At 63.4% G+C, this 12,697-nt stretch carries 4 protein-coding genes and 3 pseudogenes; all 7 read left to right on the forward strand.

Annotated elements, in window-relative coordinates; translation table 11 throughout:
* Positions 1-953: 953 nt before the first annotated feature.
* Positions 954-3,710: pseudogene (locus OMP40_RS41580) on the forward strand (fibronectin type III domain-containing protein); the annotation flags it as partial.
* 286 nt (positions 3,711-3,996) lie between these two features.
* Entirely contained in the window at positions 3,997-4,749 is a 753-nt protein-coding gene (locus OMP40_RS41585; RefSeq protein ID WP_420871967.1) for a discoidin domain-containing protein, read from the forward strand.
* 191 nt (positions 4,750-4,940) lie between these two features.
* A pseudogene (locus tag OMP40_RS41590) lies at positions 4,941-7,286 on the forward strand (discoidin domain-containing protein); the annotation flags it as partial.
* A 309-nt stretch (positions 7,287-7,595) separates the two neighbouring features.
* Positions 7,596-8,081: pseudogene (locus tag OMP40_RS41595) on the forward strand (glycosyl hydrolase 2 galactose-binding domain-containing protein); the annotation flags it as partial.
* A 289-nt stretch (positions 8,082-8,370) separates the two neighbouring features.
* Complete coding sequence (locus OMP40_RS41600) at positions 8,371-10,062, forward strand: beta-mannosidase (RefSeq protein WP_420871923.1); 1,692 nt, start codon at positions 8,371-8,373, stop codon at positions 10,060-10,062.
* A 468-nt stretch (positions 10,063-10,530) separates the two neighbouring features.
* Complete coding sequence (locus OMP40_RS12745; RefSeq protein WP_277531783.1) at positions 10,531-11,970, forward strand: hypothetical protein; 1,440 nt, start codon at positions 10,531-10,533, stop codon at positions 11,968-11,970.
* Entirely contained in the window at positions 11,879-12,364 is a 486-nt protein-coding gene (locus tag OMP40_RS12750) for a hypothetical protein (RefSeq protein WP_277531784.1), read from the forward strand. The genes OMP40_RS12745 and OMP40_RS12750 overlap by 92 nt, the downstream gene beginning before the upstream one ends.
* Positions 12,365-12,697: the final 333 nt, after the last annotated feature.

The raw sequence follows: 12,697 nt of genomic DNA on the forward strand, positions 1-12,697 counted from the left end.
TCATCGTCCAGTTGTCCAACGACCCGACTTTCGCGAGCGGCGTCACGACCGTTTTCAACAACGATGCGGACAATACGGCCGGCCAGGGCGCAGGGACCGACGCCGCCTATATGGAGCCGACCGACGGCAGCGGCAAAAACGTGACGCTCTCCGCGCCGGTCAACGCAAGATACGTCCGCTCCTGGGCGAACGGCCACGTCCGTTCCTCCAACAATTCCGTTCAGACCGTCAATACGCCGGTCGAAGTCGACGTATATGCCGCCGTTCCCGCGACGAATGCGTCGCTGCCGAGCGCCGTCGGACTGACGGCCGGCAGTCCGGGGGTCAACAGCGTCGTCCTGTCCTGGACCAGTCCGGGACCTTCGGCCGTCGCCGGCTATGACATCCGGTATTCGACCTCGCCGATTACGAGCGCGAACTGGGACAACGGCCTGGTCGTCAAGCGCGTGACGGGCGAGCCGGCGCCGGCTGCGGCCTCAACCGCCCAGAGCATGACCGTCAAGGGCTTGCCCTCCGGCACGCCGCTGTACTTCGCCATGAAGACGGTCGGCAGCACGGGGCAGGTATCGGCTCTCTCGTCGGCCGTCTCGGCCTCGACTTTGCCGGTCGCCAACATCGCCCTCGGCAAGCCGGTCACGACGAACGGCACGATCAACGCTAGCGGGCAGCCGATCTCCGCCCTGACCGACGGCGTCAAGACGCGCGACGCCTATTCGCTCTACAGCGTCGCCGACGGCCCCAAGTGGGCGCAGATCGATCTGGGCATGACGTACGATATCGCCCGGATCAATATCCGCAACGACTGGGGCGCCTCCGCCGACGTCTATCGGTACGCCCGCGACGTCGTCGTGCAGCTGTCGAACGACGCAAGCTTCGCGAGCGGCGTCGTGACGGCGTTCAACAACGACGGCGACAACAGCGCCGGACTCGGCGCCGGCACGGACGCCGAATACATGGAACCGGCTGACGGCAGCGGCAAGGACATCCTGCTCGCCGACACGGTCGGCGCGCGTTATGTCCGTTACTGGGCGAACGGCCATGTCCGGGTGAACGGCTCGGTCAATACCGTCGACACGCCCGTCGAGATCGAAGTGTACGCCGATCCCCAGGACAGCTCCCCGCCGGCCGCGGTGACGAACCTGGCGAGCACCTTCGTCTCCTGGAAGTCCGCCGATCTCGCGTGGACGGCGCCGGGCGGCGACGGCAATACGGGCACGGCGGTCGCCTACGATCTCCGCTACGCCACGAGCGCGATCACGGCGTCCAACTGGTCCTCCGCGACGCCCGTGTCCGGCGTTCCCGCGCCGAAGACGGCGGGTTCGGCCGAAGCCTTCACGGTCACCGGGCTGACGCCGGGCACGACGTATTACTTCGCGCTCAAGGCCAAGGATCTCGTTAACGAGTCGCCGATCTCCAACGTGGCGACCGTCACGACGCCGGCGGCGGACACGGTCGCTCCGGCCGCCATCGCGAACCTGCAGGCGACGCAGGCGATGTTCAAGTCCGTCAAGCTGACCTGGACGGCGCCGGGCGACGACGGCTCGAACGGAAAAGCCGCCAGCTACGACGTCCGTTATTCGACCTCGCCGATCACTGCGTCCAACTGGGCGTCCGCGACGCAGGCGGAGGACGAGCTGCCGCAGCCGGCGGCGGGCACGCCTATGCAATTCAAGGTGACGGAGCTGACCGCAGGCGTAACGTATTACTTCGCGGTCCGGACGACGGACGCCGTAGGGAACGTATCGGGTCTGTCCAATTCCGCGAGCGCCACGATCGGGACGCCGACGGCCGACGCGGTGACGGTATCCTCACTCTCGGCGCTTCAGACGGCGATCGACGGCGCGCCTGCCGGCGGCCGCGTCATCACGCTGGCCGCCGGCACCTACAACCAGACGACGCCGATCAATATTACGGGCAAGAACAATATCACGATCCGGGGCGCCGGCAGCAACTATACGGCGACGGTCGTGAAGGGGCTCGGCATCAACGACAGCGCGCTCGATATCAATTTCAAGGTCAACGACTCCGATTATGTCACGTTCAAAAACATGACGATTCAGGATTCTTATTATCATGCCATCCAGGTCAATCTGGGCTCGAAGTACTTCCATGCCGACGGCTTGAAGACCTGGGACAACGGCGAAGGCGGCTTCAAGACGACCTTCGACCTGAACAGCGGCAAAGGCTACACCGATTACGGCATCGTCGAGAACTCGCTGATCGGCTACACCGCGAGCGGCATGCGCAGCGTCGTGGAAGGCGTCGATCTGATCGCCTCCAAGGGCTGGATCGTCCGCGGCAATCGCGTCGAGAACGCCAAGACGTCGAATAACGGCGGCGGCTACGGCATTTTCGCCAAAGGGAATTCCATCGACACGATCTTCGAGAACAACGTGATCGTAGGCAGCTTTGTCGCCATGTCGTTCGGCGGCGGCGGCACGGGGGCGACCTTCTTCCGCAATCAGGATCAAACCTACGAGCATCGCGGCGGCATCATCCGCAACAATGTCGTCTTCGGCGCTACGGATACGGGCGTCTACCTGAACAAGGCCAACGGCTACAAGGTGTACAACAACACGATTCTGAACACCGGCTCCGGCGTCGGCGCCATCGAGCCGCGGTTCGCCGGCACGAGCGGCGAGGTGCGCAACAACCTCATGACCGGCACGGTCAAAAATCGCGACAGCGGCACCTCCGTGGCGAGCAACAACATCACGGGCGCTACGGCAAGCTGGCTGGTCGACCCCGCGAATGGCGACTATCGTCTGCATCCGTTCAACGGAATGGCGGCCCGCGACGTCGGCATGACGCTGGCCGACGTGCCGACCGACATGTACGGCGAAGCCCGTCCGTACGGCAGCGCGTACGACGTCGGCGCCGACGAGTTCGCGCCGAGCGAGACGACGCCGCCGGCCGCCATCGCCAATTTGACCGCAAGCGACATTACGTCCCGTACGTTCCGGTTGACATGGACGGCGGCGGGCGACGACGGCAACACGGGAACCGCGTATGCGTACGACATTCGCTATGCGAATGCCCCGATCACGGAAACGAACTGGAGCAGCGCGCAGAAGGCGGACGCGACGCTGCTGCCTGCGGCCGCGGGGACGTCGCAGTCGGTTAAGATCGAGGGCCCCACGGCAGGAAGCGTCATTTATGCGGCCGTGAAGACGGTGGACGACCAAGGCAACGTGTCGCCGCTGTCGAACATCGTACAGGTTAACACGCCTGCGGCGTCGGGTTCCGAGTTCACGCCGACCGACGACGCTTATGTGGCCGCCTCGGGCGACAGATCCGGCACAAGCCAATCGCTCATCATTCTGAACAACGGCAACAGCACGTATTGGAGTTATTTAAAGGCCGACTTCACCGGTTATTCCGCGACGCATGCCGAACGTGCGGTCTTGAAGCTGTACGTATCGGACATCCCGAACAATCCAAGCCGGCCGCATGCGCTCGCCGTCACCGGACTGATCAACGACAGCTGGTCGGAAAGCACGGTCACCCGGCTCACCTTGGCCGACGAGACCGGCGCCCTCCCGCTGGGATCGATCCAGTTCAGCAAGCCGGGCTGGTATGAATTCGACGTCACGGCGTTTATTAATAGCCAGATGACCGACAAAATCGTCACTTTTAAAATTAGCGATCCGCAGGCTCAAGCGGCAAGAGTGGATCTGAACAGCTCGGAGCATCCGTACAACAAGCCGTTCCTGCTCATCAGCGAAACGGACGATGTCGCGCCGGCGGCGGTCGCCGATCTCGCGGCGGGCAAGAAGACGCTGAGCAGCGTGGAGCTCGGCTGGACGGCGCCGGGCGACGACGGCAACGTCAGAACGGCCGCCGAATACGACGTGCGGTACGCCGCTTCGCCGATCACCGCGTCGAACTGGGCGAGCGCCACGCCCGTGATCGGGGGAGCCCTCGCCTCTGACGGCGGGCACCGCGCAGAAGTTCACCGTGCTGGGCTTGACGCCGGGCGCGACGTATTACTTCGCGATGAAGACGAGGGACGACGCGAACAACGAGTCGGCGCTCTCCAACGTGGTTCAAGTCGTGCTGGAGTCGACCGTCAATGTCGCGCTCGGCAAGACGGTCAGCACGAATGGCGCGGTGTCCGGCGGCGGCTCCGTCTCGGTCGTGACGGACGGCGCCCGGGGCTCGAGCGGGTATGCGCTGATCAGCGTCGCCGACGGCCCCAAGTGGGTGCAGGCGGACCTCGGTCAGACTTATGCGATCAGCCGGATCAACGTGCTGAACGACTGGGGCGGCACCTCCGGCGTCGCCAGGACGGGCCGCGATCATGTCGTGCAGCTGTCCAACGATCCGACGTTTGCAACCGGCGTCACGACCGTCTTCAACAACGACACGGACAACAGCGCGGGACTCGGCGCGGGCAGCGATGCGGCCTACCAGGAGCCGACCGACGGAACGGGCAAAAACATCGTGCTGACGACGCCCGTCAATGCCAGGTACGTCAGATCCTGGGCCAACGGACATGTGAGAGTGACCGGGGGAGACGAATCTGGTCAATACCCCCCGTGGAGCTCGAGGTGTACGCGAATACGGGAGATACGACGGCGCCGGGCACGATCGCGAATCTGTCCGCGTCCGGTACGACCTGGAAGTCGACCAATCTGTCATGGACCGCGCCGGGCGATGACGGCACGACCGGTACGGCCGCTTCCTATGACATCCGCTACTACACGTCCAGCATCACGGAAAACAACTGGAACGATGCCGTCCAGTTGACGAACGAACCGGCTCCGGCGCCCGCGGGTACGACGCATACGCTGGCGGTAACCGGACTGCCGGCGGGCACGGCGCTGTACTTCGCGATGCGGACGTTCGACGAGACGTCCAACGCTTCGGCGCTGTCCAACGTCGTGCTGGTTACGACGGCGGCGAACGATCCGACGCCGCCTGCGGCGATCGCCGATCTCGCGGCGGTGAACCCGGGGCCGCGCAGCGTGCAGCTGACCTGGACGGCGCCTGGCAACGACGGCACCGCCGGCATGGCGGAAGGCTACGAGGTTCGGTACGCGACTTCGCCGATTACGACCGAGGCCCAGTGGTCTGCGGCGACGCAGGCGGAGGATGAGCTGGCGCAGAAAAGTCCGGGCCAGACGATGAAGTACCAGGTCAACCAGCTCCAGACGGGCGTGACCTATTACTTCGCGGTCAAGACGTACGACGACGGCGGCAACTACGGCGGCCTGTCCAACCCCGTCAGCGCGACGACGGTCACGCCGACGCCGGACAGCGTGACCGTCGCTTCGCTGTCCCAACTGCAGCAGGCGATCGACCAGGCGCCGGCGCAGGGCAGAATTATAACCCTTGCTGCGGGGACCTACGGCCAGACGGCGACGATCAACATTAACGGCAAAAACAATATTACGATCCAGGGCGCGACGTCGAACTACGACGACACGGTCGTCGCCGGTCCGGGCATTAACGCATCGAGCATGGACATCAATTTCAAGGTCAACGATTCGGACTATGTCACGTTCAAGAACATGACGATCCGCGATTCTTACTACCATGCGATCCAGGTGAACTCGGGGTCGGATTATTTCCGCGCCGATCATCTGAAGACCTGGGACAACGGAGAGGGCGGCTTCAAGTCGACCTCGGGCGGATCCCCGGACTTGCCTTACGCGGACTACGGCATCATCGAGAACTCTTTGATCGGCTACACCACGGGCGGTACGCGCAGCGTCGTCGAAGGGGTCGACCTGATCGCTTCCAGGGGCTGGATCATCCGGGGCAACACCTTCCAGAACGCCAGGATGTCCGGCGGCGGCGTCGCCTATGCCTTCTTCGCCAAAGGCAATTCCATCGATACGCTTGTCGAGAACAACGTGTTCCAGAATAGCTTCATCGCCATGTCGTTCGGCGGCGGCGGTACCGCGCCGCAGTATTTCCGGAACGGCGATACGTCGCTTGAGCACCGCGGCGGCATCATGCGCAACAATGTCGTGTACGGCACGGCCGACGCGGGCGTCTATATGAACAAGGCTTCCGGCTTCAAGGTTTACAACAACACGATTCTGGGCATTCCGTCGGGCGTAGGCGCCGTGGAATCCAGGTTCGCGGGAAGCAGCGGCGACGTGCGCAACAACCTGATGGACAAAGCGGTGAAGCTCCGCGACGGCGGCGCGGCTACCAGCAGCAACAATATTACGAACGGTACCGCGAGCATGCTGGTCAACGCGGCAGCCGGCGATTACCATCTGAATCCGGCCACCGCCTCGGCGGCGATCGATGCCGGCTACGCGCTGCCGGCCGACGTACCGCTGGACATGGACGGACAGCCGCGTCCGTCCGGCTCGGCCTACGACATCGGCGCCGACGAGCTCAGCCAGGCGCCGGCCGCGCCGGCCGGACTCACGGCCAGCCTGGTCGGCGGCAACGTCCAGTTGGGCTGGAACCTCGTGTCCGGCGCGACGAGCTACACGGTGAAGCGCGCGACGGTCGCAGGCGGTCCGTATACGAGCTTGGCCACTGGCGTCACGACCAACGCTTATACGGACAACGCCGCAGCCGCGGGCGCGACCTACTACTACACCGTCTCCGCCGCGAATACGGCCGGCTCGGGACCGAACGCAGCCGAGGCGTCCGTCACGGTTCCGCTGGCGGCGCCGACCGGCGTCACCGCGACCGGCGGCAACGCCACGGTCTCCGTCGGCTGGACGGCTACTTCCGGCGCGACCGGCTACAACGTGAAGCGCGGCACCGTCAGCGGAGGGCCTTACAGCATCGTCGCGACGAGCGTGACCGGCGCCGTCTATGCCGATACGACCGTGTCGAACGGGACGACGTATTATTACGTCGTGAGCGCCGTCGGTTCCGGGGGCGAGAGCGCGAACTCCGCACAGGCATCGGCCACGCCTTCCAGCGGCGCGGCGCTGAGCCGTACGGGCTGGACCGCGACCTCATCGACGAATACGGCTACGGCCAATGCGCTCGACGGCAACGCGACGACCCGCTGGACGTCCAGCGGATCGCAGAGCGCCGGCCGGTATTATCAGGTCAATATGGGCGCGGCCAAGACCTTCAACAAGATCACGCTGGACTCCACGGGCGGCAGCGACTATCCCCGCGCGTACGAGGTGTACGTTTCCTCGGACGGCACGACTTGGGGCACGGCCGTCGCGAGCGGCACGGGCAGCGGCAGCGTGCAGACCGTCACCTTCCCCGTGCAGACCGCTCGGTATATCAAGGTCGTGCTGACGGCGGCGGCATCCCCATGGTGGAGCATTTACGAGTTTAACGTGTATGAGCCTTAGGCGTTCGCATACAGCTTGATGCCATTCCGACCGACCGCCGGCGGCAGCCCCATTTCGGGCCGCTCCGGCGGTTTTTTCGCGGCGGAAACCTGCCCCGGCAGGAGGACAAAAGTTCCTCAGTAAAAGCCAGCAATGACTCGTTTCTAAAGAACCGCGTCCTCTCTAACATGATAGATAGCTGCAAACCACAAGGCGGTTCGAGGACGAAGGCCGGGAAGGAACGAACGATGACACCGATCAAGACGAACGCTGTAGAGCTGGACCGCAACTGGAAAATACAAGGCTTCGACGGCAGGGAGACGATTCCGGATGCCGTGCATCGAGCCGGCTTCGACGACGCGGAGTGGCTGGCCGCGGCGGTGCCGGGGGGACGTGCACTCCACGCTTCTGGCGCACGGGCGAATCGAGGACCCGTACTATTCGACCAACGACCAGGCCTGCCTGTGGATCGAGCGGAAAACGTGGGTGTACCGTACGGTATTCGACCGTCCGTACGCCGCGGAAACGGCTGGCCTGCTGCTGGAGTTCGACGGACTCGATACGCTGGCGGAGGTATTCCTGAACGGGGAGACGGTCGCCGTATCCGACAACATGTTCGTGCCCGTCGCGGCCGAGCTCGCCGGCAAGCTGAAGGAGCGGGACAACGTGCTCGTCGTCCGCTTCGATCCGGTCGTCGAATACGCGGCGCGGCAGGACATCTCCCGCTTCTGGTCCAAGGTGAATTACGAGCGGATCTGGCTGCGCAAGTGCGCATGCAATTTCTCGTGGGATTGGAGCCCCCGCGTCGTGACCGCGGGCATCTGGAAGGAAGCGCGCTTGAAGGTCGTCCCTGCGGCGCGGCTCGAGCACCTGAACTTCAAGACGCTGTCGATCGGTCCGGACAGCGCGGAAGTCGAAGTGGGGGCAGAAGTCCGGCACCGCGACGCGAGCGCGCGGCTGACGGCCGAGGTGGTCCTGCGCGGGCGCGGCCGAGAGATCCGGCACGAGACGGAGGTCATGGACGGCGCGATCGGTCTCCGGTTCACGGTGGAGCGGCCGTCGCTCTGGTGGACGTTCGATCACGGGGGAGCCCTTCCTCTACGAGTTGACCGTCAATCTATTGGCGGACGGCGAGCTCGTCGACGCGTTGTCCGAGGAGGTCGGCATCCGGACGATCGAGGTCAGTCTGCGCTCGGAGAGCGAAAGTCCCCGCTTCACGTTCGTCCTGAACGGCAAGCCAATCTACGCCAAAGGCGCGAACTGGATTCCGGCCCACAACTTCATCGGCGCCATCCCGGACGAACGCTACGAAGATCTTATCGCGCTCTCCCGGGAAGCCAATATGAACATGCTGCGCGTATGGGGCGGCGGCGTCTATGAAAAGGCGGCCTTCTACCGTGCCTGCTCCCGGCAAGGGTTGCTGGTATGGCAGGACTTCATGTTCTCGTGCAGCGAAGTGCCGGACTATGACGAGGCGTACATGGCAAGCGTGCGCCAGGAGATCGTCGCCAACGTGAAGGCGCTGCGCAGCTATCCGTGCATCGCGATCTGGGCGGGCAACAACGAGAGCCAGGCGATACACAGCGAAAAAATGCGCTACCGCAGCGACACCCGCTTCTATGGCGCGAAGATTTACCACGAGCTGATGCCCGAACTGCTGGAGAAGCTCGACCCGACGCGGCTGTATTGGCCGAGCTCGCCGTGGGGCGGCAACGATCCAAACGGCTTCGACGAAGGGGATACACACAACTGGGCCGTGTGGGCCGGAGACGTCTACCCGCGTCATTACGGCGAGGGCTTCAAGATGGACGTATCGCCCTACGGCATCTCCTACAAGAGATATGCGGACGATACCTCCAAGTTCAGCAGCGAGTTCGGCATTCACGGCAGCACGGTGAAGGAGACGCTGCGGCGCACGATTCCCGAGGGCGAGCTGTATTACGGCAGCTTCGAGCTGGATTACCGCAACAAGGACTTCGAGCCGGAAAAGGCGGCCATCACGATGGCGGGCTATACCGGACTGCCGCGGGACCTGGACGAATATATCGACTTCTCGATGCTGTGCCAGGCGGAGGGGCTGAAGTTCGGCGTCGAGCATTTCCGCAGACGCAAGCCGGAGAACAGCGGGTCGCTGATCTGGCAGCTCAACGACTGCTGGCCGGGCATCAGTTGGAGCATGATCGACTATTATTTGTTCCCCAAGGCTTCCTATTATTACGCTCGCCGGTTCTTCCATCCGCTGCTGCTGTCCTTTAAGGAGGACGAAGGCCGGATCTCCGTATGGATGACGAACGACAGCTACGAAGAATATGAAGACGCGATCACGGTCGGCGCGCGCAATTGCTTCGGTCATCCGGTCTATGAGCAGACGTTCGAGATCCGCGTCGCGCCGAATTCCTCGGCGCGGATCGTCGCATTTTCGCCGGAGGAAGTAGAATGGCGCCTCGGCGTCATCAACAAGCGGTCGCACTTCATGTTCGCGCGCAGCGCGCGGGACGACGTCTACGACAATCATTTCTTTTTCGCAGAGCAGAAGGAACTGCGGTTCAGTCCCTGCCGGCTGCAGGTCTCGTACGAAGAGCGGCCCGAAGGGATGCTCGTCGCGATCGAGACGGATACGTTCGCCAGGTTCGTCAAGCTGGAGTGTCCGATCGACCACACGATGTTCTCGGACAATTACTTCAACCTGCTGCCCGGCGAGCGCAGGACGGTGCTGGCGACGAACCGCAAGGGAGCGGCCTTCGCACCCGGAGATATCAGCGTCGGGGCGCTTAACGCCCCTAAAAATCGGACATAAGGAGACCGGCCATGAGCAGCAGCTACTTGATCCACGATTTGATCCGCATCTGTCCGCAGACCGGAGCGGCGCTCGAAGAAGAGTCGCGCACGCGGTCGCTCCCCGAGCCGGGCGCGCCGTTCGGAGAGCTGACGACGCCCCGCAATGCCTACGTATCCTTCCAGATCGTCGTGAAGCTGGGCGATGCGGGCGCGCAAGGCCTCCGTATTGAAGCGGAGGCGCTGAAGGGCGAACAGGGCGAGATCGGCGCCGGCGAATTTGAATGGTATGCCCAGTGGTATCACCGCATCAAAGGCCGCTATTATCCCGACGCGCTGGTCCCGTTGGACCAGGAGGGAGACGGGCCGCGCAGTCTGTCCCAGGTCGTCGCGCGCAACGGGGTCGAGAATCAGGCGTACGCGGCCGTATGGGTAGACTTGTTCGTGCCGTCCGCCGCTCAGGCGGGCCGATACCGGGGGGGCGCTGCGCGTGACGGCGAACGGCGAGACGGAGACGCACGAGGTTCGTCTCCGCGTGCTGCGCACGGCCGTACCGGACGAGTCTCGCATGATCCTCGACCTCAACAGCTACGCCGACAATATCTCTCGCCGGACGGACGTACTCCGGGACAATCCGACCCGGTACGAGGACGGCACGTATTTTAAGGCGGAGCGGCAATTTTACCGGATGGCGCACGAGCATCGCTGCCTGCTGCACTATTTGCCATACCAGCATTCCGGCAAGATGCCTCCAACCTTCGCTCCGGAACTTGCGGGCAAAGGCAAGGAGATGCGCGTCAAGGATTGGTCGGCGTTCGACGAGCACTTCGGTCCCTATCTGGACGGCTCCGCGTTCGCGGATACCAAGCGGGGCGCGATCCCGATCCCGTACATGTATTTGCCGTTCAACTTCCACTGGCCGGCCGACTACGCCAAGTTCGGGATGAAGGGCTACCGTACCGAATTCGCGGGAATCATGGAAGAATTCCATAGGCACTTCACCGAGAAGGGGTGGCTGGGCACCAAGTTCGAGCTGTTCCTTAACCACAAGAAGCGCTACAAGCTGTTCCCGTACGACGGCGACGAGACGCGGTTCGTCTGGGACGAGAAAATCAACGATATCTTTTATGAGCTGTCAAAGGATGTGCTCGAGAAGGAAGACGGCGCCCGGTTCATTTTCCGCACCGATGCCAGCTGGAGCTACGGGCTGCATTTCGAAAAATACGCGAACATGATCAAGCTGTGGGTCGTCAATCAACAGATGTTCTCCTGGTTCCCGGAGAGCGTCGACGTGCTCCGCGCGGCCGGCTGCGAGATCTGGACATACGGAAGCGCAGAGCGAATCTCCACGTCGCTGCTCGCCACCGTGTTCTCCCCGCTTGCCGCCGTGGCGAGAGGAGTGGACGGATTCACGTATTGGGAAAGCACCAAGTGGGGGGGAGCGGTGGTACGAGACGCCGGATTCGGAGGGCAGCACCGCGATGTTCTATCCCGGAGATCGGCTGTTCGGCCTTCAGGGACCGATCCCGTCGATCCGGCTCAAGGTGCTGCGCGGGGCGATGCAGGTCGCCGACTGCATGGAGCAGTGGATCGGGGCGCAGCCGGCGGACGGGAGAGCGCGGATGGGCGAGGCGATCGCCGAGGCGTTCGGTCTCGCGCCGGGCGGCTGGTGGCCCGGCAAACCGGACTTTCTCGACAAGCCGCCCTACGAGTGGGAAAACAAAATGTTCAGCGAGGCGCCAAGGGCGTCGCTTCATCGCGGCCGGGCGCCGGAGTCGTTCAACGATCTGAGGCAGACGCTGTGGGAGATTGTGGGCTAAAGGAGGCCGAAGCCGCTAATGAAGACGAACAAGTACGACTTAATGGAGATGGCCCGCCTGGGCGTCCTGTTCCTCCCGGGCGACCTTCTCGAAGACATCATGCCGCCTGAGCGCAAGGAATATCCGTTGCTGGTGGCGGACTCGGACAGCGAATTCGCGCTTACCGACGAGATCGATTTCGTCGAAGACAACTACAACGCCTTGAAGCGCATACTCCTGCTGACGGAGCGGATCGACCCAAGCCGCAGTCCGTACGCATCCCTCTGGATCCGACGGCCGGAAAATCCCGCGCTATGCGAAGTGATGGTTGCAGGGAGCGCGCTGCCTTCGGAAGGCGTCCACATCCAGAAGCTGTGGGAAGAGATCGAGCGGGCATTCGGAGGTCAGCCCACCCGCCTGAACCGCGAGCGCGGGCAGACGTTGTATTACCCGGTCCGCAACTCGGACGAGGAGATCGTCGGGGTGCTCGAGCTGACCGAGGACGTGCCGCCGATGTTTATCTGACGACCTTATTGGACATTCTTGAACTCCAAAGCATCGTGCATGCAGCGCCCCCGGCTATTGCGCCGGATCTCGTTGCTGCCGATGCTTTTTGCCGTTTCCGGCAGGTAAGCTGACGTTGGGGAGCGAATAAATGTACCTAGAATCCGCGCCGGCAGGCCGGATTCGACGCCGGGGCGCACGGCGGCGGAGTAGCACGGAAAAACCGTGCAGCTCCCGTAGAATCGCCGACCCGGAAGCGGAGTAACACGGAAAAACCGTGCAACTATATACCGATAAGCGCCAAAGGGCACTAACGCCGCACCTGCAACGCTCGGAAGGGTGCCGATAAGCGCC

Origin of the sequence: Cohnella rhizosphaerae (assembly GCF_029525575.1) — a bacterium.
GTDB classification, from domain to species: domain Bacteria; phylum Bacillota; class Bacilli; order Paenibacillales; family Paenibacillaceae; genus Cohnella; species Cohnella rhizosphaerae.